This window comes from Paenibacillus sp. J22FR83 (assembly GCF_059691955.1).
The window spans coordinates 172204-197605 of record NZ_JCAUAM010000005.1 but is presented as its reverse complement, the minus strand read 5'-3'; the positions used below and the strand labels follow the sequence as shown (position 1 = coordinate 197605).

24 protein-coding genes are annotated in these 25402 nt (G+C 42.7%); all 24 read right to left on the bottom strand.

Translation table 11 applies throughout. The features are described 5' to 3' along the window. Positions 1 to 5: 5 nt before the first annotated feature. The 24 genes from AC58PV_RS11400 to AC58PV_RS11285 all read right to left on the bottom strand — a co-directional run bounded on the left by AC58PV_RS11400 (position 6) and on the right by AC58PV_RS11285 (position 25363). Positions 6 to 497, bottom strand: a complete 492-nt coding sequence (locus AC58PV_RS11400) for a YajQ family cyclic di-GMP-binding protein (RefSeq protein ID WP_056625112.1) — start codon at positions 495 to 497, stop codon at positions 6 to 8. Between the two features lie 144 nt (positions 498 to 641). Beyond that, positions 642 to 1517, bottom strand: a complete 876-nt coding sequence (locus tag AC58PV_RS11395) for a helix-turn-helix domain-containing protein (RefSeq protein WP_497432349.1) — start codon at positions 1515 to 1517, stop codon at positions 642 to 644. Between the two features lie 51 nt (positions 1518 to 1568). Beyond that, positions 1569 to 2312: a DUF3388 domain-containing protein gene (locus tag AC58PV_RS11390; RefSeq protein ID WP_497432524.1), complete on the bottom strand. Its 744-nt coding sequence runs from the start codon at positions 2310 to 2312 to the stop codon at positions 1569 to 1571. A 144-nt stretch (positions 2313 to 2456) separates the two neighbouring features. After that, complete coding sequence (locus tag AC58PV_RS11385; protein WP_497432348.1) at positions 2457 to 3311, bottom strand: hypothetical protein; 855 nt, start codon at positions 3309 to 3311, stop codon at positions 2457 to 2459. A gap of 89 nt (positions 3312 to 3400) precedes the next feature. Beyond that, complete coding sequence (locus AC58PV_RS11380) at positions 3401 to 3652, bottom strand: DUF3243 domain-containing protein (RefSeq protein WP_028558337.1); 252 nt, start codon at positions 3650 to 3652, stop codon at positions 3401 to 3403. Positions 3653 to 3749: 97 nt separating this feature from the next. Further along, positions 3750 to 4505, bottom strand: coding sequence for an elongation factor P 5-aminopentanone reductase (gene ymfI / locus AC58PV_RS11375; RefSeq protein WP_497432347.1), 756 nt, complete (start codon positions 4503 to 4505; stop codon positions 3750 to 3752). After that, on the bottom strand, positions 4502 to 5791 hold the full coding sequence (gene yfmH, locus AC58PV_RS11370; protein ID WP_497432346.1) for an EF-P 5-aminopentanol modification-associated protein YfmH: 1290 nt from the start codon (positions 5789 to 5791) through the stop codon (positions 4502 to 4504). The genes ymfI and yfmH overlap by 4 nt, the downstream gene beginning before the upstream one ends. A gap of 3 nt (positions 5792 to 5794) precedes the next feature. After that, positions 5795 to 7075, bottom strand: coding sequence for an EF-P 5-aminopentanol modification-associated protein YfmF (gene yfmF, locus AC58PV_RS11365; RefSeq protein WP_497432345.1), 1281 nt, complete (start codon positions 7073 to 7075; stop codon positions 5795 to 5797). Between the two features lie 95 nt (positions 7076 to 7170). Then, positions 7171 to 7950 carry a spore cortex-lytic enzyme gene (gene sleB, locus AC58PV_RS11360; RefSeq protein WP_497432344.1) on the bottom strand — a complete coding sequence of 260 codons (780 nt, stop codon included), beginning with the start codon at positions 7948 to 7950 and terminating at the stop codon, positions 7171 to 7173. Positions 7951 to 8069: 119 nt separating this feature from the next. Beyond that, a complete protein-coding gene (locus AC58PV_RS11355) occupies positions 8070 to 10622 on the bottom strand; it encodes a DNA translocase FtsK (protein WP_497432343.1) in 2553 nt (850 codons plus the stop codon). A gap of 63 nt (positions 10623 to 10685) precedes the next feature. Then, the gene (locus AC58PV_RS11350) at positions 10686 to 10925 is read right to left on the bottom strand and encodes a YlzJ-like family protein (RefSeq protein WP_497432342.1); all 240 of its coding nucleotides are present in this window, start codon (positions 10923 to 10925) and stop codon (positions 10686 to 10688) included. Beyond that, a complete protein-coding gene (locus AC58PV_RS11345; RefSeq protein ID WP_497432341.1) occupies positions 10922 to 11656 on the bottom strand; it encodes a ClpP family protease in 735 nt (244 codons plus the stop codon). The genes AC58PV_RS11350 and AC58PV_RS11345 overlap by 4 nt, the downstream gene beginning before the upstream one ends. Before the next feature lie 173 nt (positions 11657 to 11829). After that, positions 11830 to 13506, bottom strand: coding sequence for a ribonuclease J (locus AC58PV_RS11340; RefSeq protein WP_497432340.1), 1677 nt, complete (start codon positions 13504 to 13506; stop codon positions 11830 to 11832). Positions 13507 to 13677: 171 nt separating this feature from the next. Then, positions 13678 to 14541 (bottom strand): 4-hydroxy-tetrahydrodipicolinate synthase, encoded by an 864-nt coding sequence (gene dapA, locus AC58PV_RS11335; RefSeq protein WP_497432339.1) that lies wholly within the window; start codon positions 14539 to 14541, stop codon positions 13678 to 13680. A gap of 26 nt (positions 14542 to 14567) precedes the next feature. Then, positions 14568 to 15785 carry an aspartate kinase gene (gene dapG, locus AC58PV_RS11330; protein ID WP_497432338.1) on the bottom strand — a complete coding sequence of 406 codons (1218 nt, stop codon included), beginning with the start codon at positions 15783 to 15785 and terminating at the stop codon, positions 14568 to 14570. A gap of 41 nt (positions 15786 to 15826) precedes the next feature. Then, positions 15827 to 16867 carry an aspartate-semialdehyde dehydrogenase gene (locus AC58PV_RS11325; RefSeq protein ID WP_497432337.1) on the bottom strand — a complete coding sequence of 347 codons (1041 nt, stop codon included), beginning with the start codon at positions 16865 to 16867 and terminating at the stop codon, positions 15827 to 15829. A gap of 36 nt (positions 16868 to 16903) precedes the next feature. After that, positions 16904 to 17497 (bottom strand): dipicolinate synthase subunit B, encoded by a 594-nt coding sequence (locus AC58PV_RS11320; RefSeq protein ID WP_068662536.1) that lies wholly within the window; start codon positions 17495 to 17497, stop codon positions 16904 to 16906. Beyond that, entirely contained in the window at positions 17494 to 18393 is a 900-nt protein-coding gene (gene dpsA, locus AC58PV_RS11315; protein ID WP_497432336.1) for a dipicolinate synthase subunit DpsA, read from the bottom strand. Before dpsA ends, AC58PV_RS11320 begins: the two co-directional genes overlap by 4 nt. A gap of 152 nt (positions 18394 to 18545) precedes the next feature. Then, on the bottom strand, positions 18546 to 19001 hold the full coding sequence (dut, locus tag AC58PV_RS11310; RefSeq protein ID WP_497432335.1) for a dUTP diphosphatase: 456 nt from the start codon (positions 18999 to 19001) through the stop codon (positions 18546 to 18548). Further along, positions 18988 to 20244, bottom strand: coding sequence for a M16 family metallopeptidase (locus AC58PV_RS11305; RefSeq protein ID WP_497432334.1), 1257 nt, complete (start codon positions 20242 to 20244; stop codon positions 18988 to 18990). The genes dut and AC58PV_RS11305 overlap by 14 nt, the downstream gene beginning before the upstream one ends. A gap of 108 nt (positions 20245 to 20352) precedes the next feature. Next, positions 20353 to 21330 (bottom strand): polysaccharide deacetylase family protein, encoded by a 978-nt coding sequence (locus tag AC58PV_RS11300; protein WP_497432333.1) that lies wholly within the window; start codon positions 21328 to 21330, stop codon positions 20353 to 20355. A gap of 290 nt (positions 21331 to 21620) precedes the next feature. After that, a complete protein-coding gene (gene pnp, locus AC58PV_RS11295; protein WP_497432332.1) occupies positions 21621 to 23723 on the bottom strand; it encodes a polyribonucleotide nucleotidyltransferase in 2103 nt (700 codons plus the stop codon). Between the two features lie 267 nt (positions 23724 to 23990). Further along, complete coding sequence (gene rpsO / locus AC58PV_RS11290) at positions 23991 to 24260, bottom strand: 30S ribosomal protein S15 (RefSeq protein ID WP_028558319.1); 270 nt, start codon at positions 24258 to 24260, stop codon at positions 23991 to 23993. 155 nt (positions 24261 to 24415) lie between these two features. Next, positions 24416 to 25363 (bottom strand): bifunctional riboflavin kinase/FAD synthetase, encoded by a 948-nt coding sequence (locus tag AC58PV_RS11285; RefSeq protein WP_497432331.1) that lies wholly within the window; start codon positions 25361 to 25363, stop codon positions 24416 to 24418. Between the last annotated feature and the right edge of the window lie 39 nt (positions 25364 to 25402).

Here is a 25402-nt window from a genome sequence, read left to right as displayed (position 1 = left end):
GCAGATTATTTCATATTAACAAACTGCAAATCCAAGGGAATATCCGCTTTCCGAAGTAGAGCAATTACGGCCTGTAAATCATCACGGCTCTTCCCGGTTACACGAATTTGATCCCCTTGAATTTGAGTTTTCACTTTCAATTTTGAATCGCGAATCAGTATATTAATCTTCTTGGAATTGTCTTGATCAACACCTTGTTTCATACTGATTTTCTGCCTAACCGTGGAACCAGCAGCTGGCTCAACTTTGGAATATTCGAGATTTTTAATCGAGATTCCACGTTTGGTCATTTTGGCATGCATAATATCAAGGACATTCTGAAGTTTAAACTCATCATCCGATGTGACAACAAGCTGGTCTTTATCAAGTTTAATGCTGCTCTTGCTTCCTTTAAAATCAAAACGGGTTAACATCTCTTTCTCCGCTTGTTGAATCGCATTATTTAGTTCTTGCATATCAACTTTGGATACAATATCAAACGAACTCTCTGAACTCATCTACATCCCAACATCCCTTCCATCAAATTACATAGCATTATAGCAAGAACACATAAAAAAGGAAATATCCAACCGCCAATGGCTTCGAATATTTCCCATCACACTATTTTCATTACCCGGGAAAGCGCAGGAACTGGCAAAAAGCTAGCTTTTCTGCAAATTAAGTTGAACCCGCTTCGGATTCGGCGTATCGCCAACAGGTACGAGAGTGCCATTGACCATGAGCTGCAATGCACTAGCTGCACCAACATTCAAATAGGCTGAAGTCGCAATATCAAATGTATCCGTATCACCGGTATTGTACAGTTTCTGTCTTAGCAATGCACCTTTCTCCCCCTCAGGGCTTAGTGCATTAACAGCGATCCAACAAGATCCGGTAATTTTGAATTCGATTTTCAAATTCGCAGTACCTGTGATGATGTAATTATCTACACCTTTTTCATTAGAGCTAAATTTCACCTGCACAGCAGGCGGTGTTGGCGTCGGAGCTGGAGTTGGTGTCGGCGTTGCAAGCACAGATGCTTTACCATCTCCGGTAGCATTCACAGATGTGCTCGGCGAAGGATTCGTCGAGTCTGTAATGCGCGGTGATTGCGTTTGCGCTGGCTTCTCATCCGCTGGCGTTCCCTTATAATTCTTATATGTATAATAGTATACGATCCCGAATATGAGCAAAATAAAACAGACAAACATCAGGCTTGAAGCCCACCGGCTCATCTTTTCTGTATTGCGAACACTTGATCTATTCTTACGAATCGCTTCCACAACAGGCTTCTCAATCGTTGGGGCAGGAATCGTGGACTGATACATATTCAGAACTTCATTCGGGTCAAGCCCTAATGCTTCCGCATAGCTTTTAATAAAAGCCCTCACATAGAAACTCCCTGGGAGCACTTTATAATTTCCTTCTTCAATAGCTTCTAGATAGCGTTTGCGGATCTTAGTAACTTCCTGAAGATCATCCAACGAAATCTTTTTTTCCAGTCGAGTTTTGCGCAAAATGTAGCCTAAGTCAGACATATGGTCACCTCCCCGAAGGAATTATTCATCCTGTTATTGACGTTTCAAACATTAAAAAGGTTCGGACGTATACGTAAATGAATCATAGTTAATTTCTTCATCCGGACTGTTGCGAAGCTCGATAATATAATCGAAGTGATTATAGGTGTATTCCGATTCGCGAATAAAAATGTCTGGATGCTCGATAACTTTGGTTGATGGCTGACCCATAATATCTTGCAGAAGACTGTAATGTTTCTCGTTGGAACGAATCGTCGAAACAATACCATCAATGATATAGACATTGTTTGGGGTCATTTCATCCTCAGAAAGCTGGCTGCGAACAGTTTGTCTCAATAAAGTTGAAGAAACGAACGTCCACCGTTTATTCGCACACACGCTGCCTGCAATAATCGACTCCGTCTTCCCAACACGCGGCATACCACGAAGACCAACAACTTGATTTCCCTCACGCTTGAATATTTCTCCAAGGAAATCAACTAACAAGCCTAACTCATCTCGCGTAAAGCGGAATGTCTTGCGATCGTCAGAGTCTCGTTCTATATATCTGCCGTGACGAACAGCCAAAATATCCACTAATTTAGGGGGTCTCAAAGCAGTAATAGTAATATTATCTACTTTTCTCAACATTTTACCCATCAAATCAATTTTTTCTTCATCATTCGTTTGTAGAAGCATACCACGTGTACGATCTTCAACCCCATTAATCGTCACAATGTTAATATCCAACATCCCCATCAGTGATGCAATATCACCTAACAAACCGGGACGGTTCTTGTGAATTTTGTACTCCATATACCATTCTTTAACGTCCAATTCTTCCACCTCATCATCATCTCTGTCGCACTGATCTGTAGATGAACCAGAATGTCCATCTCCATATCATTAAATTCTACAAATTCCGTCAAAATCCTTCTCGCAATGTTAACAACCTTGACATTATTTCATTTTTAGTTCTTTTAGCTCTTGCGCATTGTAATTTTGGATACCTTTTTGCCAAGCATGTGTTTTCATCAGTGCAAGACGGTTTTCAAAAATTTGCGTCCAGTTAAGATCCGCAGTCAATGCCCCTGAATAATCCATGACCGACACGCCTAAAGATTTCGCTTTCTGCAGCTGTTCCTCACTCGCCTGACTGTAGAAAATAACCCATGATGCGCGGTGTTGATGAACTTGAAAAGTCAACTGCTGAAACCATTGGGTATTATTGTTTAGCAAAACGACGTGATCAGCCTCTTCAGAAGGGGCCCAGGCGGATGGGATTGGACGATCACTTTGCGTTACCCATTCGATAACCGCATTTTGAAACAGAAGATCTTGAATCGCTTGGTTCTTCATGGTTTCCATCTGTTGCAAATCCAATTGGAGCAATGACGCTTGCTCATTCACACTAACTGCACTGCCTGCTGCCCATGGCTGACTTTGCATAAAAGTCCATTTGCTCGTCGTAATGCCTAATGCCATCGTCTCGTTGGCAGATGGAAATAACTCATTTCCAATAACGTATATGTAATCATATGATTTCGTTTTCAATTTCGAAACCACATTATCATCCACCGCATTCAAATCTTTAACCCAGTCATACGCAATCGAATCAGTATCTCGCCAATTCTTTAGCGTTTGACCTAGCACGTCCTTCGCTGAAGCCGGTATTCCTACACTGGATAACAGTAAAACGGACATTTTCTGGTCAAGAAGCTCTTGTTTAATAACTGGAATTCCACGATTCCCACAACTAGCAAGCAGGGTTACTAATAAGGTTAAAATAAAAAGTAAACGAGTGTTCGTCATCATTGATAATTCCTTTCCAGCTTATAAAGCATGCAAAAGCCTCCGAAAGAGGAGGCTCTCACATCATACCCTATTGAATTGTAAAACGGTTATTAACCTTTGTCTACTAATTTTACCATGAGGCGTGCAAGAGTGTGTTTCTCCTGTTCATCCCCAGCATCCCACAACTCTTTGAGAACTCGTTCTTGCTCATTCTGAGGATCCACCTTGTCTGCCAAAAACTCCCCAATTTGAAAAGCCAGCTTGGAGATGGTTTCATCACTCATCCCTGCATGTCCAGCCTGACTCACGCGTTCAGCCAAAAATTCTTTCCATTTGTCGAACACCTTAAGTACAGTAGCCATTGTAAGAAGCCTCCTTTGAGTTATGAGAAATGGTCATTACATACGTAATATGCGCTTCTCCTAACCGAATTATGCGTGGACTTCCCTACCAGAGATACTAAGTCAACCAACCTCCGTTAGGAGAAATAATTTGGCCAGTAATATAGCCGGATTCAGGCAAGGCCAAGAAATAGACAAGGGATGCGACCTCATGTGGCGACGCAAGCCGACCAACAGGAATTTCGTTCGTAATAGCATCGATTTCATCAGCCTCAAAACCGGCCATCATATCCGTCTGAACAGCTCCAGGTGCGACGGCATTCACCGTAACACCTGATGGAGCAAGTTCTTTGGCTAGCGCTTTCGTAAACGCATTAAGCCCACCCTTAGCCGTTGAATATAAAACCTCACACGAGGCACCTGAGATGCCCCATATGGAGGATACGTTAATGATTCTACCATACTTCTGTTTGACCATGGCGTGCATAAACGTTTGTGTGCATAGAAATGAGCCTTTGAGATTGACATTCATGACACGGTCCCAATCTTCTTCCGTCACATCAGCAAGCATCCCATAATGAGAAATCCCTGCATTATTAACGATAATATCTGGTATCATGTTCATTTGTTCCAGCTTATCTCTCATTTTGAGAATCTGCTCATGCGATTGAATATCCGCGGATACGGTTAATACCTTCGCCCCTTGCTTCATGCACGATCGGGCTATTTCATTAGCTGCTTCATGAGAATCCCGATAATGAATGACTATCTGCATACCTACCGCGGCGAAACGTTGGGCTATTGCAGCCCCAATCCCCCTACTAGCACCCGTAATTAGCACGGTCTGTTCGCTAAAGGGTTTACCCGTATTCACGATGGTTCACGACTCTGTACAATGGATACGGCGAGCTTACTCCAATCAAAATGCTCACGGAAACGGCGATTCACATCTTCTAAGGTTAGCTGTTCATACACAGGCAGGATATCAAAGAGATCAATCCCTTTAAACCGATATTTGGTATATTCATTTGCAATCGATTCAGGTGAGTTCATCATTCGCAGGAAACTGCCAATTTTCTTCTTCCGACTACGTTCGAAAGTGATACGATCGAGACCAGACTCTTTTCTTTTTTCAACCTCTTCACGAATTCTGGCAATAAGCTGTTCCGGATCCTTGGTATCCCCACCAACAATGGAGAACGCATACCCGTCACTGCAGTTATACTCATGACCGAAATTATCCGAAATGAGCTGATCATCATAAAGTGTTTGATACATATCCGAGCTGGAGCTGAATAAGATATCCAACATTAACTTGGTCGTTAATTCTCTCTCCAATAGAGGCTTACCCGTAACTGCAGGTGCCGCTTCCTTAAAGCCCATTAAACATTTCGGCAACGAAACGGGAAGTAAAATAATCCTCCGAGCTTCCTTGACTTCATGTGGTTCATCTGGAAAAAACCTTTGGATCTCGCCTTGGGGTGGAAACGTTTTGGCTGCTTGATTATCTTTGACTAACGTTATAACTTCTTGCGGATCTACGCCTCCAACAACGAATAAACTCATGTTGCTCGGATGATAGAATGTGTTATAGCATTCGTATAACGTTTCTTTGGTAATTTCAGCAATAGATGCCACAGTTCCCGCAATATCAATATGAATCGGATGTTTGGCATACAAAGATTCAATTAACCCGTAATAACTTCTCCAGTCCGCATTATCTTCGTACATTTTAATTTCCTGCCCGATAATCCCTTTTTCCTTCTCAACATTCTCGTCTGTGAAATAAGGATTCTGTACGAAATTAATTAATGTCGTTAAGTTTTCTAAGTAGCGGTCTGTTGATGAGAATAAATAAGCAGTCCGATCAAAGCTTGTAAATGCATTGGCAGATGCGCCATTCGTAGCAAACGTTGCAAAAATATCCCCTTCGGGCTCCTCGAACATTTTGTGCTCTAAGAAATGTGCAATACCGTCCGGTACTCGCACTTCCTCTTTACCTTGAACTTGAAAATGATTATCGATAGACCCATACTGGGTAGTAAAGGTTGCGTATGTTTTCTGGAAACCTGCTTTGGGTAACACAAACACATGCAGCCCATTATCAAGCTTTTCATGATAAATCGTCTCATCAAGATGTGGATATGGCATACTCTGCATGGTTTACTCCCCCTTCTGATCCCGTAAAAAGTATATCGTATCCAATTGGACTCGTTTCGCAACCTCTGCTATAGCAGGTATATCCACTTGCTCGACTGCAGAGATCAACCCTGCTACCGTACGTTCTTTTCCTGACAAAATAGCATTGAAATCAAACGAAATCAGCTCAAACGCTGAATCTTGTATTTCACGCAGTTGATTGGAAATCATCGCTCTCGTTTGACTCCACTCAATGTCAGTGATTTCTCCTTGTTCCAAGGCTTTCAGTTGCTTACGTATAATATCTACGGCTTTCTCATAGTTCGCCATTTCAATACCTGACTGTATCGTCAAAATACCTTTATGACCATCAAAACGAGAAGAAGCATAATAAGCTAAGCTCGCTTTCTCACGAACATTCGTAAATAATTTGGAATGTGGATAGCCACCTAGAACCCCATTATACATAAGTGCTGCTGGATACTGATCGTCGCTGTATGAAAGGTTCGTACGTAGCCCCATATTCAACTTACCCTGGTTAACATCCAAACGTTCTACAATCGTCTTCACTTCACCTGTGACACCGCGCGGCGCGGATGTGACATAATTTGCTTCAGCATTCCGCTCAATAGCGAACGATTGCTTCACAATTTCTTCGACTTCGCTAAGCGTCGTATTGCCGACAACATAAATATCCATCGGCGACGATTGGAGCCATTCTTTATACTGTTCGTACAGCTGCTCCGCATTCATACCGTCGAGATCTTCTATTTTACCTAATGGATGAAGCCGGTAGGGTTCTCCACTGCACATTTCTTCCATACACCGTTCAGCTGCATAGCGAATCTTATCATTGATGACAGATTCAATTCGTTTACGAAGCGTTTGCTTCTCTGCATCTACGTATTTCGTGCGGAAATGTTGATCCTCTAATGCCGGACGCGTTAACGTTTCTCCCACAAATTCTAGTCCTTGCTTTAACAAAGAATCCGCTGATTTGACGAATCGATCATTAATAATGTCCATGCGTAGCTGAACGATTTGATAATCGCCTCGTTTATAAATATCAAAACCAAACCCTGCACCATACAAATCGTCTAGATACTCCCGGAACTGCTTCGTTTCTGGACGTAGCTCTGTACCTCTGCGAAGGATAAATGGTGTTAATGCTGTACTCGTGACCGTCTCTTCATCTAGTTGACGTCCTATGTATACGGAAATGGCAAAAGTTTTGAACCGATCTGTCGGTAGAACGTGTATTCGGATATGTTTCCAGCTGCTGCGCTCAAATTGAGTAGGCTTCAAAGGTCAGTCTCCCTTCTATGTCCGTGTAATAAATCCATTATATTCCTATACGAAGAGGAGAAGCAACCATATGTGGCTCCTTCTCCTTGTCCATTTTACACACAGAAAATGTGTTTACCAATTTTTTTGATTTGCTTTCTTGTCCAAATCCATTTGGACGTTGCCGTTTCTGGGTTGAAGTAATAGATACAGCCGCCTGTTGGGTCCAATCCATTCAAGGCATCTCTAACGGCTTTTTTGGAGTTTTCATCTGGCGTTAACCAAATTTGACCATCAGCAACAGCTGTGAAAGCACCTGGTTGAAAAATAACACCAGAAACTGTATTCGGAAAACTGGCAGATTTTACTCGATTTAAAATAACTGCCGCTACGGCAACTTGTCCTATGTATGGCTCACCACGCGCTTCACCATGGACGGCATTAGCCATTAAATTAATATCCTGTTCTGAATATCCAAGATTATTGGAGGGAGTTAGATTGGCAGGCGCGTCCGTACCTGTACCTTTATTATTCGTACCTTGATTGTTATTAGCTGTTTCCGGAGCTGTAGGTTTCCAGTTTTTCGTTGCTTCCCAGAGCTTCAGTTTGGTCTTCGGTCCAACGATACCGTCTACCGTCATGCCAAACTCACCTTGGAATCGCTTCACTGCGGTTAAAGTTTTGTAACCATAATCACCGTCTATGTTGCCGTTATAGAATCCAATGAATTTCAACCTGCCTTGTAATTCATTCACATCCGAACCGGTGGCGCCATAACGCACTTCATGCTTACTAAATGTTTCTTCCGTTGGTGGATTGAATTTGCCCTTTAATTGAAAAGAAACTACCAAAACAAATACAATACAAAATGTAATGACAATTAGTCGTTTATTCATTCCCCTTCTCAACCTCACTTTTCAAATTACAACCTTTTCTTGCTTATTATGAGAAAGTGAGTCCATGATTATACAAATAAAACAAACACTCCCCGAAGGGAGTGTTTATTCGATACGGATTAGGAACTAATCCGGTTATGATGATATTGTTCAAGTGAAATCAGTACTTCACGTGGTTTGCTGCCTTCATAAGGGCCAACTACCCCTTTAGCTTCCATTGCATCAACCAGCCTAGCAGCACGTGTGTAACCAACTCTCATTCGCCTTTGTAGTAAGGATACTGATGCTTGTTTCGCTTCCAAAACAATTTGAACGGCTTGATCATACAATTCATCCTCAAATTCATTCTGCTGCTCTGGCATTTCTTCAACTTGAGGTACGAGTTCCTCCCGATAATTCGCTTGCTCCTGGGTTCGAACGAACCCAACAACCTGTTCAACTTCCCCATCGGAAAGGAATGCCCCTTGGATACGAACTGGCTTTGATGCACCAACTGGCAAGTAAAGCATATCTCCACGCCCCAGTAGTTTCTCAGCTCCTACCATATCCAGAATCGTTCGCGAATCCACTTGCGAAGATACACCAAAAGCGATCCGGGAAGGGATGTTGGCCTTAATAACACCTGTAATAACGTCGACAGAAGGGCGCTGTGTAGCAATAATTAAGTGAATTCCCGCCGCACGTGCCATTTGGGCAAGACGGCAGATTGAATCCTCTACATCATTTGCTGCTACCATCATGAGATCTGCTAACTCATCCACGATAACTACATAGTATGGCAACGGCGGTGCTGTTCCGCTCTCTGTCAGCATGGCGTTATAACCTTCTATATTTCGCGTCCCACTCTTGGAAAATAACTCATATCGTTTCTCCATCTCGACAACGATTTTCTTGAGTGCGAGTGACGCTCGCCGCGGATCCGTAACTACAGGCGCTAATAGATGTGGAATGCCATTGTACACATTCAACTCCACCATTTTCGGATCAATCATGAGGAACTTCACTTCGTTTGGTTTAGCTTTATACAAAATACTTGTGATAATCCCATTGATACAAACCGACTTACCCGATCCGGTAGCACCAGCTACCAATAAATGGGGCATTCTTGCTAGATTACCAACAATCGGCTGACCCGAAATATCTCGTCCAAGAACGACAGACAAGCGTGAACTAGACTCCTGAAAAGCAGACGTTTCCATGACTTCTCGCATCGTAACAATGGATACTTCTAAATTCGGCACCTCGATACCAATCGCGGATTTCCCTGGAATAGGTGCCTCCATCCGTATATCCTTTGCTGCTAGTGCTAGCGCAATATCATCAGTCAATGATACAATTCTGCTAACCTTCACACCAACATCAGGTTGGATTTCATATCGCGTTACTGCTGGACCTCTTACGACTTCTAGAACCTTAGCTCGAACACCGAAGCTTTCTAATGTCGCCTCAAGTTTCCTAGCATTAGCCTTGTAGTCTGCCATTTCGCTTCCCTTCCCTAGGGCAGGTCTTGCTAACAAATCAAGCGACGGTATCTCGTATGGACGAGTCACAATGGCTGGCGCATCTTGAAACTCAAGTGTTACTGGCTCATTCTCATCGTTTTCCACACTTGCTGGAACAGTAGTTGGACTATTGGATACTAATGGAACCGTAGGTCTAACTACATGTTGGGCTTCTTGAATAACTTGTTCTTGGAAATCACGTATAATAGGCGCCCCTGTTGGATCACCAGCATTATGTATAGGTTCAACTATTGGATCTGCAGTATTCGAGTAAACAACTTCCTCCCCGACTAGTTCAGCTTCTCCCTCAGACAAATTATCCTCGATATCATCTTGTTCTCTTGATGCAGCTTTCTTACGGTTCTCCTTAATAGGACGGAGGAGCTCCATAAACAATGGCGATTTCTTCGATTTCTTAACTGGTTGGAAGACTTCCTCGTCAAATTCATCATCCACAGGTACATAGGCTGGCTTCTTCACCTTCGCAGGCGCACTTCCGGCAGATGCTGCCTGAGGCTGTGGTTGACGCCCTTCTCGATCTTGCAACCATTCCTTCATTCTGTCTTTAAAATTTTGTCCTACGTTACTGAAACGACCCTTCACAATATTACCTAGATCCACATAAGAAACACCTGTCGCTAGAATAAAACCCATAACAAAAAGCATATATTGGATTAATCTGGCACCGAGGTAATCAAATAGGAAATAGAGAATGCTGTATAAAAAAGCACCTATCATTCCTCCGCCAATCCCGTGTTCCAAGGCTGCTCGTCCAGCTTCAGTGGGGTGCAATCCCTCTAGCATGGCAGACCATGTCGAAGAAATGACTTTACCCGACGAAAAGTCGTTGTCAGGATATAGTTGAGCAAATAAATCAATATGATTCTTGATTAATAATCCAAGAATGAACAACAAAATGCCCGCTTTTTTAGGCGTTACCATTAGTGGCCAAGCTCGTTTGATCATGGCGTATAAGGCCACATAAATGAAAATAAGTGGTATGAGTGAATACCAAGTCCCCACAAAAAAACGAAACAAATAAACCAATGAATTTCCCACATGACCTTGATGAGCAAGGGCAATGACCGAGAAAATCAAGATGAGGATTCCATACAGCTCGAATAATAAGCTGGTCTTTACAGCCTTCGTCTTTTTCTTGCGTTTCGCCAAGATTGTCACCCCCAAGTCCACATTATACCACATTTGACTCGAGGGATGATACGGGAACAAGACCTAACGAGTTGAAATAACCGCTAGTTGTGGATGGTATGAAATGATATTTCCAGGCGAGTAGTGTTCATTCAAATAGTCTTGTGGATTACAGCTGTACAATCTTACAATGCGTGCTTGATAGCCACTTAACGGCTCAATTTGCACCATCAAACCGTCTACTTCAATATCTACATACTGTGGGGCATGAGCCTCGAATCCTTCAAAAATAACTTCCATCGGAATCACAGAATAATGGATCACTGAACAAGCCCCCCAGAGTTCGCCGCTTTCTTTTCCTCGATCCGGCTGTTCAACTCACGAATGGCATCACCAATCCCACCTACTTGATCGATTAACCCATATTTGACGGCATCGCTGCCAATTACCGTTGTGCCGATATCTCTTGTAAGTTCACCCGTCTTAAACATAAGCTCTTTAAACTTTTCTTCTGTTACGTTGGAATGCTTCGTTACGAAGCGTACAACACGCTCTTGCATCTTATCCAAGTATTCAAAGGTCTGCGGTACGCCAATTACCAAGCCGTTTAGGCGAATCGGATGAATCGTCATGGTCGCAGTTTCAGCAATAATCGAATAGTTAGCAGATACAGCAATAGGAACCCCAATACTATGTCCGCCTCCTAGAACCAAAGCTATCGTTGGTTTCGATAACGTTGCAATCATTTCTGCGATCGCAAGACCTGCTTCCACATCACCGCCAACCGTGTTTAAGATAATCATGACGCCTTCAATCTTGGAATTCTGCTCCGCTGCTACAAGTTGAGGAATGAGATGTTCATATTTGGTCGTCTTATTCTGAGGAGGCAGTACAATATGCCCCTCTACCTGCCCAATGATCGTTAAACAGAAAATATTTGATTCACCAGAGACCGTATTCGTCTGTCCTAATTGTTGAATATTCTCGAGAACAGCATTCTTCTTAGCTTCCTCTGTCCCTTGTTCCTGTTCTTTCGAGCCTGGTGCTGATGCCACTTGGTAATCCCCTTTCAAATTAAGCTGCTATGACAAGTTGTTCAAGATCTCCCATAGTATGAATAAACTTCTATACTTTCATGCATACATCGCTTTGCAGGAACAAGAAAAAGCTCCCCCCAATTGGAGAGAGCTTTACTATTTGCATAGGCTCAAGTGACTTGTTCGAGTACCTAAACTTCCATAATGATCGGAAGAATCATTGGTCTTCTTCTGGTTTGTTCATATAAAAAGCGTCCGAGAACATCTTTCACATTTGTTTTTAAAGATGCCCATTCGTTTACATTTTCATTCATTAGTTTAGTTAACGTATTTGTTACGATTCGATTGGCTTCTTCAAGAAGTCCTTCGGATTCACGAACATAAACAAATCCGCGTGAAATAATATCTGGGCCGGACAAAATTTTGCCATCTTGCTTACTTAGTGTAACCACGACAACTAGAATTCCATCTTGCGACAGTAATTTACGGTCACGCAATACGATATTGCCTACATCCCCTACACCTAGTCCATCAATTAGGATATTGCCGCTTTGGACTTTCGAACCTTTGCGTGCAGATCCATTTTGAATTTCGACCGTATCACCAATATCGCATAAGAAAATGTCTTCTTTAGGAATGCCGACAGTTTCGGCAAGGATAGCGTGTTGACGCAGCATGCGATATTCGCCATGAATTGGAATAAAGTATTTAGGCTTCATCAGGTTTAGCATAAGCTTCAATTCTTCCTGACTACCATGCCCTGAAACGTGAACACCCGTAACTGATCCTGGGCCATAAATCACGTGGGCACCAATGCGCATAAGCTCATCAACCGTTCTGCCTACGTAACGCTCATTTCCTGGAATTGGAGTTGCCGCAATAATAACCGTATCCCCTGGTAAAATATCAATCTTACGATGGGTTGAACGTGCCATTCTTGTTAGAGCAGACATCGGTTCGCCTTGGCTACCCGTGGATAAGATAACGACACGATCAGCTGCAAGCTTATTAACTTCCTCTGGCTCAATCAACATGCCATCTGGAATGTGTAAATAGCCTAATTCGCTAGCGATCGAAACCACGTTGACCATACTGCGACCAATAACTGTCACTTTGCGATTCGTTGCTGCAGCTGCATCAAACACCTGTTGTACACGGTGAATATTCGATGCGAATGTCGCAATAACAACTCTTTGCTTCGCTTTACGAAATACTTCTTCAATTTCAATCCCTACGCCGCGCTCAGAGCCCGTGTAGCCAGGACGTTCAGCATTCGTACTGTCTGAAAGCAAGGCAAGTACGCCTTTCTTTCCAATTTCAGCCATACGATGCAAATCTGCATATTGTTCATTCACTGGAGTCTGATCAAACTTAAAGTCTCCTGTATGAACAACAACACCTTCTGGCGTATCCAGTGCGACACCAACAGAATCCGGAATACTATGATTGGTTTTGAAGAAAGTTGCCGTAAGAACGCCCAGTGGAAGAACAGATTCCGAATTGATTAGAATTCGGTTCGTCGTTCCGAGCAAGTTCGCTTCCTTCAGCTTAGCCTCGATAAGTCCCATCGTTAACTTCGTAGCATAGAGGGGAACGTTGAGGTGTTTAAGCACGTAAGGTAAGCCACCAATGTGATCCTCATGGCCGTGCGTGATGATAATGCCGCGTACTTTATCCCGATTCTCTGTTAAGTACCCGATATCTGGGATGACAATGTCAATTCCGAGCATGTCCTCCTCTGGAAATTTCAAACCACTGTCAATGACAATAATATCGTTCGCATACTGAACGCAATACATATTTTTTCCGATTTCGCCCACGCCGCCAAGAGCGAAGATCAAAAGTTTATCAATATTTTTTTTGGACAAGAATATACCTCCTTCATAGATTGGACGACGAATTTTAAATGAATAAACCGAACTAGTCACTTGCAACCATTATACATGAAAAAAAACAGCAAATACAAGTTAATACTGAATACGTTTAGATTTCCCAAAAAAAGAAAACCGATGCCGGAAGCACCGATTCATTAGGCATGATCATACAAAAAGTGATTGAATGAATTGTCCTTCTTGCTCGGATACACGAACTAACGGAAGTCGAACGCCGCCTGTTTCAATGCCTTTAAGTGCCAAAGCATATTTGATTGGTGCAGGGCTCGGTGCACAAAAGATACCAGTGAATACTGGATGAAGCTTACGATGAAGCTCAGCAGCTTGCTGAATGTTGCCTTCTAGATAATACTTTATCATAGTTTGCATTTCTTTTCCAATCACATGACTCGCTACACTGATAATCCCTTCACATCCAATAGCTAATGAAGGCAAAGTATTACTGTCATCTCCACTATATACAAGGAAATTAGGGGCAGCATGTGTAAGTATACGTGTCATTTGATCCGTATTCGAGCAATCTTTGGTCGCCACAATATTCGGTATGTGGGAAAGACGAATGGTTGTATCCGCATCCAAGTTCACACCTGTACGTCCAGGCACATTATAGAGCACGACTGGAGTAGTAACCGCTTCTGCTATTGCTTTGAAATGTTGATACAAGCCCTCCTGAGATGGACGGTTGTAATACGGAGCAACGAGAAGTAAAGCATCCACACCAAGTTGTGCTACTTTACGCGAAAAAGCAATTGTATGAACCGTGTCGTTGCTGCCAGTACCTGCAATAATTTTGCAACGTCCTGCCGCAACACGAACGGAAAGTTCAATAAGGCGCAACTTCTCATCTTCTGATAACGTTGGTGACTCCCCTGTCGTCCCACAAATCACAAGGCTATCTGAATGTTGTTCTTCAATTAAATAATTAATTAATGGCTCTACTTGATCCCAGTTAACCTGCAATTGGTCATCAAATGGAGTAACCATAGCTGTGACTACTCTTCCAAAACTCACTTGGTACGCCTCCTGACTTACTTGTTTTATTTGAATAAATTGAATTTTCGATGAAGTGCACGCACGGACTTAATCATGTCGACACCTTGAACAAGCACCCAAATGGTTGTATTCGAATCCGCTGATTGAAGAATTCGGATATCTTCCACTGTTAATGCTTCAACAATATGCGCCATAATACCAGGTACACCATTCATTCCGCCACCAATCACGGACACCTTCGCACAGCCACTCGTAAACTTGGGCTCGTAACCCTGCGCCTTAAGTAATTGAACTGCACGTTCGGCCTCATGATCAAAGACCGTATATACAACGCCTGAAGGGTTTACATTAATAAAATCAACACTAATCTGATGCTGAGCCATCGTTTTGAATACTCGAAGTTGAAGATCGAACTCACCATCAACGGCAGCAACCTGAATCTGTGTTATATTCGTGAAATGTGCAATCCCTGTAACAAAGCGATCTTTAACTTGGTTAATGTCTGTTGACACATTGTCAGAAGCAGTGACAAGTGTTCCTTCTTCCTTCGTGAACGTTGATCTCACACGAATCGGAATATTGGCTTGCATAGCAACTTCAACAGCGCGCGGATGAATAACTTTAGCACCATTATGAGCCATATTACAGATCTCGCTAAAACTCACGCGTTGCAATGGTTTAGCATCCTCAACAATTCTTGGATCCGCTGTCAAAATACCATTAACATCTGTGAAGATATCTACGATTTCTGCTTTCAGTGCGGCGCCAAGCGCTGTTGCTGACGTATCACTGCCCCCGCGGCCTAAAGTCGTCAACTCATCATGACTTGTTTTCCCTTGAAAACCAGTGACAATAACGACCTGATCTTGCTCTAGTAATTCAAAAATCCGATTCGGTTTCATCGCAATGATCTGAGCATTGCCATGATTCTCATTCGTAATTAGACCTGCTTGCCCACCCGTCAAAACTGTGGATCGAATTCCTGTTTTGTTCAATAAACTACACAAAAGTACTGCAGATATTAATTCTCCGCAGCCCATTAACATATCGAGTTCCCTTGCTGGCAGCCCTTCCCCATTCTTCCGAACGAGGTCTAGAAGCGTATCAGTCGCATAGGGTTCCCCTTTTCTTCCCATCGCAGATACAACAACAACTAGTTTATAATGTTGAATTAGTGCGTCTTGAATGTGTCCTATAACGTGTTCTCTAGCTTGTGCGGTGGAAAGTGAAGTACCTCCGAATTTCTGAACTAGAATTCGCATGAGTATCCTCCAATTTCACTGCTCAAAAGGCAGTATGCTGATTATTGTTGCTCTATAGCAATATATTCAGCAATCTGTACCGCATTCCAAGCAGCACCTTTTAACAAATTATCTGACACAATCCACAGGTTAAGCGCTTTAGGGTTGCTCAAATCTCGACGAACACGACCGACGAAAGTTTCGAGTTTACCCGCAGCATCCGTAGCAAGTGGGTACAGTTGCTCAGATGGATTGTCAACAAGAACAATACCGGGTGCATTCGCTAGTAGATTTTTCACTTCTTCAATATCATACTCTTCTTTCAATTCTACATAGACGGACTCTGAATGCCCGTAAACAACAGGAATTCTCACGCATGTAGCTGTGACTTCAATGGACTCATCGCCCATAATTTTCTTTGTTTCAAGAATCATTTTCATTTCTTCATTCGTAAAACCATTATCCAAAAATTTATCAATTTGCGGAATGGCATTGAAAGCAATTTGATGCTTGACTGGTAAAGAGCCCACTGGCAAAATTGCCGGATTAGCCTCATTTCCTGCTAGCACTTCTTTGGATTGTCGCAGCATTTCATTAATGGCTTTAGCCCCAGCACCAGAAACGGCTTGGTACGTGGAAACGATAATACGTGAAATGCCATAGCGGTCATACAGTGGTTTAAGTGCTGCAACCATTTGAATTGTAGAACAGTTCGGATTAGCAATTATCCCTTTATGCTCATTGATTTTCTCAACATTCACTTCGGGTACAACAAGTGGTGTATCCGGGTCCATACGGTACGCACTCGTATTGTCAATACAAATCGCACCTGCTTCAACAGCATGCGGTGCCAATGCTTTGGTGACATCGCCTCCAGCACTAAAGAGCGCCAGATCTACACCATGGAAACTGTCCGGAGTAGCTTCTTGCACAACTACTTCTTGGCCTTTGAATGCAATCTTTACACCAGCAGAACGAGCAGAAGAGAGTAATTTCAATTCCTTGATGGGGAAATTCCGTGCTTCTAGTAGACGGATGATTTGCTCGCCGACAGCGCCTGTAGCGCCTACAACTGCAACGTTGAACAGCTTCTGGTTGGACATAATCTGGTTTCTCCCCCTCAAGTTGACATCTATCAGTTAGTACTGAAATCTCTCAATAATCATGGGTTGCAATTGCTTGCCTTCCAGCGCAGCTTCACAAGCTTCCATTATCAAGTCCATCCGGGCCACCAACGAATTTGGCTTAGCTCCTGGAGCATCTTGACCGTATGGCACAAAGTAAATATTCTTGGTCACCAATAACTTTGCAATGTTCATTGCATTTAATCCTAAACCATCATTTGTTGAAATCGCTAATACGAGCGGTCTCAAGTTTCTCATTTGTGCTTTAGCTGCCATTAGAACGGGACTTTCTGTCATTGCATTTGCTAGTTTACTAGTTGTATTCCCCGTACAAGGAGCAATCACCATCACATCCAACAACTTGGAAGGACCTAGCGGTTCCGCATCTACAATGGTAGAAATAATCTCGTTACCCGTAATATCTTTCAGCATTTGCTGCCAGTCAGCAGACTTACCAAACCGTGTGTCTGTCGTCATGACTGTATTAGATACAATCGGAATGACACGAGCACCCGCATCTACAAATCTCTTAATTTGAGGCATGACCTCTTCAAGTGTACAGTGAGAACCGGTTAATGCATAACCGACTGTTTTCCCTTGCCAATTCATTCCACATCGCTCCTGTCTTTGAAGTCTTCCTCGATCAGCTGACTTAAGGTGTTAGCCATAATACGGCCAGCTGTTTTGGGGGCGACGATTCCAGGTAAACCGGGCGCTAGCATCGCTTTAATGCCTCTCTTCTCGGCAAATCGGAAATCCGTTCCGCCGGGTCTCGAAGCTAAATCGATAATAAGCGCGCGATGTGGGATATTGGTAATAACTTGCGCTGTGACTATCATAGTCGGAATTGTGTTAAAAAGCAAGTCAATATTCCCCACTTCCGGGTACAGATCCTTCGTATAAAAAGGCTGAAAACCCATCTCCCACGCCCTTGCATAATGCTCCGGTTTCCTGACACCAACCTTGACGGTTGCCCCTAATCCTTGCAAAGTTTTGGCCATAGTAAACCCTGTTCGACCAAATCCTAGTACCATACATGTGGAACCATGAATTGTAATATCGGTGTTCTGGATGGCCATCATAAGCGCACCCTCTGCAGTTGGAATCGAGTTATAGATGGCAATATCATCACGATCTAATAACTCTACAAGCTCAATGTTATGTGCTGAAACGAGCTTCTTCAAATAGCTCTTCGCCATACCTGTGTATACCTTGGCATGTTTCGGCAATGAAGATATATGCTCATCTGTCAAAATCATCTCTTCACTTGAGAAAATTGATTCCACTTGTCCTGTCTCATCCGTACCTACAACTGGTAATATTAGTGCGTCCACATGCCCAAACAATTCCGGATCTAACTTCACATTCGTTACACCATGAAATTGCCTCCCGAGATTGTCAAATCCGAGTAAAATAACGGTAGCGTCTAGCTCAGTAAATTTCTGAATTACTTCAAGTTGCCGGGCGTCTCCTCCCATAATAGCAACCGAAATCCCAGTAAGCATTCTTGCTTACACCCCTTCCTCGGTCCGTTTCGATACGTTATAGTATGCGTTCGCCTAAGGATGGGTGACTTCCGACTTTGCATCCTCTGAAATGAGAAAGAACCCCTTCCTAAGAAGAGGTTCTTTCCCTTTCGTTATGTGATCCCGCAGCATTAACGGCCAGTATGGCCGAAGCCGCCTGACCCACGTACTGTTTCTGTCAACGCATTGACAAGAGTTAATTGGATTTGTGGTACACGCTGGAATACCATCTGAGCTATGCGTTCATTCCTCTGAATGATGAAAGGTTCCTGGCCATGATTAATCAGCAACACTTTAACCTCGCCGCGGTAATCGGCATCAATGGTTCCAGGGGAATTAAGCGTTGTAATACCATGTTTATATGCCAGACCGCTTCTAGGACGAATCTGTGCTTCAAGTTCAGGTGGCATGCTTAGCGCGAAGCCCGTTGGAATCAATCGACGTTCACCAGGCGCAAGTACAATTGGCTCTGTAACTGCAGCATGTAAATCATAACCGCTGGCTGCTTCAGACATTTTCTGTGGTAAGAGAATGTCCTCCTGGCCTTCAATCCTTTTCACTTGCACTTCATAATCAAAGGGAGACAAGCTGATCCCTCCTGAAGCCGCTAATAACATCATCCGCATTCCCAACCATGGACAGAGCAAACGGTGTAGCAAATAAATTTTTCGTCAGTTGGCGAATATGATCCATATTCACGCTCTCGATACGTTCAATCATTTCATCCAAACTATAATGCTTGCCAGTCATCAATTCATTTTTACCAAAACGGTTCATACGACTGCTTGTGCTTTCTAAACTCAGAATTAGGCTGCCTTTCAGCTGCTCTTTTCCCTTCTTGAGTTCATTGTCTGTCATTCCATTTACAGCAATATCATGAAGCAGTTCCATCGTTACTTTCAATACTTCTTCCGTTTGCTTAGGTGCCGTACCTGTATAAATGGTAAACATCCCGCTATCGATATGAGAAGAGTGATAGGAATACACAGAATAGGCTAATCCACGTTTCTCTCGAATTTCTTGGAACAATCTTGAGCTCATACCACCACCAATGGCATTATTCAATAAAACCATCGGATACAAATTTTCCTCTTGCAGGGACAATCCAGGCAATGACAGACAAATATGATTTTGTTCTGTTTTCTTCGCATGGAAAATCAACTCGCTAAGGAAATCTGGTGCATCATAGCTTGTTTCAACACCTGATTGTGAGAAATTGCCGAAATGTTTTTCGATTAAATCCTTGACATTATCATCAATATTTCCAGCAATACTCAGAACTGTATTCTCTGTATTGTAATTTTGTTTGAGATAGGAGCGAAGATCATCTGACTTCATTTTGGACAAATTATCTTGCGTACCTAGAATTGTATAACCCAAAGCATGAGCGCCATACGAAGCTTTCGCTAACAAATCATGCACGAGATCATCCGGTGTATCTTCATACATGGAGATTTCTTCGTAAATAACATTCTTCTCTTTTTCAAGCTCACCTTCATCAAATGTGGAATGGAAGAACATATCCGACAGAACATCCATGGCCAAAGGCAAATGCTCATCCAATACTTTGGCATAATAACAGGTATATTCTTTGGAGGTGAAAGCATTCACATTTCCGCCGATGCCATCAAAAATTTCTGCGATATCTTTCGCCGAATGACGCTCCGTACCCTTGAACAACATGTGTTCAATAAAGTGTGAAATACCATTGTTTGTTTGTGATTCGTTACGTGAGCCTGTTTTTACCCAAATCCCGAATGTTACTGATCGAAATGTAGGGATTTGTTCCATAACCACTCTCAATCCATTATGTAAGCGATATTTGATCACCAAGGTTCCTCCTCGAAATGGTACACCTATAAGTCCAATTCTCCTATTATACTTCCTCAGTCTAACAAAAATGTGCCTAGGACTCAAATTAGCACCGGTAAATCATGATTATTTCGTGATTTGCCCCTGTCCAGCGATCCTTTTGGAAGATAGAAGGTCTGAGACTGTACCTACTACTAATCCTTTTTTCTTAATGAGGCTAATCATACCTGGCAACGCATCCCTTGATGAAACGGTCGGATGCATCAGGATAAGTGTCCCCGGTTCAACTTGATTAGACAATCGCTCAAGAATGCGACCAGCACCTGGATTTTTCCAATCAATCGTATCAAACGTCCACAATACCGTTTGTAGCTTAAATTCAGAGGCAACTTGAACGGTCTCTTGATTAAAGTAACCTGACGGAGGCGCAAATAAAGTGTTTTTAACACCTAGTTGCTTCAGTAATTCCTCTGTTTTCGAAATTTCTTCTACTGCTTTACTCCGTGAAATCGTGCGCATGTCTTTATGTGAATAGGCGTGATTCGATACCTCGTGCCCTTCGCTTAAAATACGTTTGGCCATTTCTGAATTCTTCTTTAACCAGGATCCATCAAAGAAGAAAGTCGCATGGACATTTTCTTTGCGAAGCGTCTCTAACATACTCGGTAAATATTCATTGCCCCATGCCACATTGATCATAATAGAAACCATTGGCTTCTTGGGATTGCCTTTATAAACAGGATTAGGACCAAGATCATCCAATTGAATACTTGGCTCTACTTCTTTCATCACGTAATTAATTTGATTAGGAGTTAATTGATGCTCCGCCAACTTCAGCGTTTCGTCAACATCCACTTCAAGACCATTGTAGCCAGGGATTGCTTTCCAAACGGAATCCACTTTCGCATTAATAGGAGCGACCCTACGTTTCTCTGCTTCTTTGGTTATCGTTTCTAATAAAGTGGATTTATTGGCAGATGCAAACACGGGACGTATGTCAACCTTCGTTTCAACACCCTCATGTTCAACATGCAGTTGATTACTTTTAACTTGTTGAATATAAGTTTCAATACTTGGGATTGCATTCACAGTAAATAGAACCATAGCAAAAAAACTCCCAAATAACATCCATTTTCTGTGGAGCATACACAGGTCCCCTTTCTTCATACTAGAAGAATTTATATGTTTAGCCATATAAATAAATTGGCTTTAGAACCCCTTAAACGCTACTCTCCTTCTCATGAAAGTGTAGGCGTTTCTTTGGTCTCCTGATTGTATGAAGGTTGGGACAAGAGTAGAACTGTGCATGTCCTCGAAATGAAGGAAAAGCAAAAAAGAGACAGATAGATCTGACTCTTTATCCTAAACTATGAATGAAACGCGCTTACAAGTCTCTAGCTCTGTGCAGAAACTTGTGAAGTTAGCGTCGCTTTGCGTGAAAGATTTACTCTTCCTTGTTGATCAATCTCAGTCACTTTAACTGTAATTTGATCTCCAACGTTCACAACGTCTTCTACTTTAGCTACACGCTCTGTAGAAATTTGTGAAATGTGTACAAGACCTTCTTTGCCTGGAAGGATTTCAACGAAAGCACCGAATTTCTCAACACGTTTCACTGTACCCAGATAAGTTTCACCAACGATGACTTCACGCACGATGCCCTCAATAATGGAGCGAGCTTTCTCGTTCATTTCTTGATTGGACGATGCGATGAATACGCGGCCGTCTTGCTCGATGTCGATCTTCACGCCAGTTTCCTCAATGATTTTATTGATGATTTTACCACCGGCACCAATAACATCACGGATTTTGTCTGGATTAATATTCATTGTAAGAATTTTAGGCGCATATTTAGATAGATTTTTGTTTGGTGTCGAAATACGGGATACCATTTTGCCCAAGATGTGCAAACGGCCTTCTTTCGCTTGTTGCAACGATTGTTGCAAGATGCTGCGGTCAATCCCGTCAATTTTGATATCCATTTGAAGTGCTGTGATACCTTCTGCAGTACCAGCAACTTTAAAGTCCATATCGCCTAGGTGATCTTCCATTCCTTGAATATCGGACAAAATGGAGAAATGATCGCCGTCTTTGATAAGACCCATTGCAATACCTGCTACTGGTGCTTTAATCGGAACACCGGCATCCATAAGGGCAAGAATACTTGCACAAATACTTGCTTGAGAAGTTGAACCGTTCGATTCCAATACTTCTGATACAAGACGGATTGTGTAAGGGAACTCAATTTCATTTGGGATGATCGCTTCAATAGCTCTCTCACCTAACGCACCATGTCCAATCTCGCGGCGGCCTGGAGGACGCAATGGTCTTGCTTCCCCAACGCTGAATGGAGGGAAGTTATAATGATGCATGAAACGTTTGGTTTCTGTCAGATCTAAACCATCTAAGATTTGAACATCGCCAAGTGCCCCTAATGTACAAATACTAAGCGCTTGAGTTTGTCCACGTGTGAACAAACCAGACCCGTGTGTACGCGGCAACAAGTTGACATCGCACTCAATTGGACGAATCTCATCTGGTTTACGTCCATCAGGTCTTACTTTATCATGCGTGATCAAGCGGCGAACTTCTTCTTTCACGATATCATACAAGGTTTCTTTCACATCACCAAGAAGACCTGGTGTTTCTACGTATAAAGCAGTGAAATGCTCAACAGCATCCGCGTTGACAACATCGATTGCTTCTTGACGAGCATGCTTCTCAGGAATTTTGATCGCATCCACTAATCTAGCTTGAGCAAATTCACGCACCGCGCTATTTACTTCAGCATCAACAGCATGCAGTTTAACTTCCATTTTGGGTTTACCCACTTGCTCAACCAATTCTTCAATTGTTGCAACAATCTTGCGGATTTCATCATGACCGAACATAATCGCTTCTAGAACGACTTCCTCGGAAACTTCTTTCGCGCCAGCTTCAACCATCATAATCGCATCTTTGGTACCTGCAACAGTTAAGTGAAGATCACTCTTCTCGGCAACTTCACCAGTTGGATTGATTACGAATTGACCATCTACACGGCCAACGATGACACCGCCTACAGGACCATTAAATGGAACATCAGAGATAGCAAGAGCCGCTGACGTACCGATCATTGCAGCCATTTCAGGTGGACACTCTTGATCCACGCTCATGACGATCGACACGATTTGAACATCATTTCGGAAACCTTCAGGGAAAAGTGGACGAATCGGACGATCCGTCAAACGGCTCGCAAGAATCGCTTTCTCACTAGGACGTCCTTCGCGCTTAATAAAACCACCCGGAATTTTACCTACCGCGTATAATCTTTCTTCATAATTCACTGTTAACGGAAAGAAATCTAAATCTTTCGGTCCGCTGGAAGCCGTTACTGTGCTAAGCACAACCGTATCACCGTAACGAACAGTTACAGCTGCATTGGCTTGTTTGGCTAGTCGGCCTGTTTCAAGAATGAACGGCTTACCGCCAAGTTCCATTTGTACCCTTGTCTCCATAATATCCTCCTAAGGCATGGTTTGTGTTTCAAAATATGTGTTTGATAAACATGTACAGAAATCATAAGATCCAGAGACCAATCCGAATCTACTCCGTATGTATGCAAAATAGACAAGCTATGGAGTTATCCTCTATTTCTGCGTTATGTCTAGTATTTCCTTCTTTTCCCGTTTTAAAAATACAAGAAAAAGCAACCTTTTGCTGCTCTCTGCCAGAGCTTTATCAAGCCTAGCAAACGAGCAACAGGTTGCTTCTCATTGTCTGTTTTATCGACGCAAACCAAGCTTTGCAATCAAAGCACTATAGCGGCTTACATCTTTGTTTTTAACATATGCTAGCAACTTACGACGTTGTCCAACCATTTTAAGCAAACCACGGCGGGAGTGGTGATCTTTCTTGTGTGTACGAAGGTGGTCTGTAAGATTAACAATGTTTTCTGTAAGGATTGCTACTTGTACTTCAGGTGAACCTGTGTCGGTATCGTGTACTTTGTGTGTTTGAATCAGTTGCGTTTTGCGCTCTTGCGTAATTGCCATAATCGTTCATCTCCTAAATTCTAATTAGTATCCCCGCTAGCCTAGAAAGCGCCGATGAAAACGTCAATCCAAGCTAAGGTTCATGCCAAATGAACACGTCCATTCGACAACGTTATTCAGTATAACACAATTGACCAGAAGAAGTAAATGTATGATTACATCTCTAACGTCAATTTCTGTTTTGCTTCTATGGAATCAAGTTTAATTTGAGCAACTAAATCTTCCAGTGAAGTGAACTTACGTTCTGGTCTAAGAAAAGCAATAAGCTCAACCACAACGGTTTCTCCATATATTTGTTCGGAAAATTCGAATAAATGCGCTTCAAATGAGGGTTTGAGTTCGCCTGTCTCAAATGTTGGTTTCACACCAATATTCATGACACCTTGATATTTCTCCCCGCGAACAGTCGCTTGAATGGCATATACACCGTTCTTGGGACTAACATACGATTCATCCAATTGAAGATTAGCTGTGGGGAATCCAAGTGTTCTCCCTCTCTTCGCACCATCTACAACAGTACCACTAATGCTATATGGACGTCCCAGCAACCTAGTCACTGTTTCCAATTCGCCAACCTGCAAGGCTTCGCGTATACGTGTACTACTCACTTTTTCACCATTCATATGAAAAGGTCTCACCACTTCAACTGAGAATTTCCCGTGACTCAACTCACAGAGCGAATCCGGAGTACCTTTGCCTTGAAATCCAAAGGTAAAATCAAAACCACATATGACGCTATCCACGCCAAGACGATCAAGTACGCCATCCACGAATTGTTCTGGCGTTAAGCGCATCAGCGATGCGTCAAACGTTACAATATATACGTGATTGATGCCCATACTCTCGAAGATTTGCATCTTCTTCTTCGTTGGCGTTAACGACTCCACATATTTATCTTGCCCCATCACCGCTCTAGGATGCGGGTAAAAGGTCATGATAGCTGAGTTTAACCCCAGATTTTTAGCCGTAAGCATAGCCCTACCAATTACCTCTTGGTGTCCTAGATGTACACCGTCGAAGTCACCTATAGCCACCACTTGTTTGCCAACAATCTGCGCTAACTCATCCAAATCCATCGGATATGATATTGGTATTATTTGCATAAAATTCCGTTTCACCTGCCCATTTCAAACCGTCCCGCG

Excerpts from the sequence above, each read along its gene's own strand:
- AC58PV_RS11390 (WP_497432524.1), bottom strand. The coding sequence starts at position 2,312 with ATGGAGTACAAAATTCACAAGAACCGTCCCGGTTTGTTAGGTGATATT.
- pnp (WP_497432332.1), bottom strand. The coding sequence starts at position 23,723 with ATGGAGACAAGGGTACAAATGGAACTTGGCGGTAAGCCGTTCATTCTT.
- AC58PV_RS11395 (WP_497432349.1), bottom strand. The coding sequence starts at position 1,517 with ATGTCTGACTTAGGCTACATTTTGCGCAAAACTCGACTGGAAAAAAAG.
- rpsO (WP_028558319.1), bottom strand. The coding sequence starts at position 24,260 with ATGGCAATTACGCAAGAGCGCAAAACGCAACTGATTCAAACACACAAA.
- AC58PV_RS11385 (WP_497432348.1), bottom strand. The coding sequence starts at position 3,311 with ATGATGACGAACACTCGTTTACTTTTTATTTTAACCTTATTAGTAACC.
- AC58PV_RS11380 (WP_028558337.1), bottom strand. The coding sequence starts at position 3,652 with ATGGCTACTGTACTTAAGGTGTTCGACAAATGGAAAGAATTTTTGGCT.
- sleB (WP_497432344.1), bottom strand. The coding sequence starts at position 7,950 with ATGAATAAACGACTAATTGTCATTACATTTTGTATTGTATTTGTTTTG.
- dpsA (WP_497432336.1), bottom strand. The coding sequence starts at position 18,393 with ATGCTTACTGGGATTTCGGTTGCTATTATGGGAGGAGACGCCCGGCAA.
- dapG (WP_497432338.1), bottom strand. The coding sequence starts at position 15,785 with ATGCGAATTCTAGTTCAGAAATTCGGAGGTACTTCACTTTCCACCGCA.
- AC58PV_RS11320 (WP_068662536.1), bottom strand. The coding sequence starts at position 17,497 with ATGAATTGGCAAGGGAAAACAGTCGGTTATGCATTAACCGGTTCTCAC.
- AC58PV_RS11285 (WP_497432331.1), bottom strand. The coding sequence starts at position 25,363 with ATGCAAATAATACCAATATCATATCCGATGGATTTGGATGAGTTAGCG.
- yfmH (WP_497432346.1), bottom strand. The coding sequence starts at position 5,791 with ATGCAGAGTATGCCATATCCACATCTTGATGAGACGATTTATCATGAA.
- AC58PV_RS11400 (WP_056625112.1), bottom strand. The coding sequence starts at position 497 with ATGAGTTCAGAGAGTTCGTTTGATATTGTATCCAAAGTTGATATGCAA.
- AC58PV_RS11300 (WP_497432333.1), bottom strand. The coding sequence starts at position 21,330 with ATGGTTCTATTTACTGTGAATGCAATCCCAAGTATTGAAACTTATATT.
- AC58PV_RS11325 (WP_497432337.1), bottom strand. The coding sequence starts at position 16,867 with ATGTCCAACCAGAAGCTGTTCAACGTTGCAGTTGTAGGCGCTACAGGC.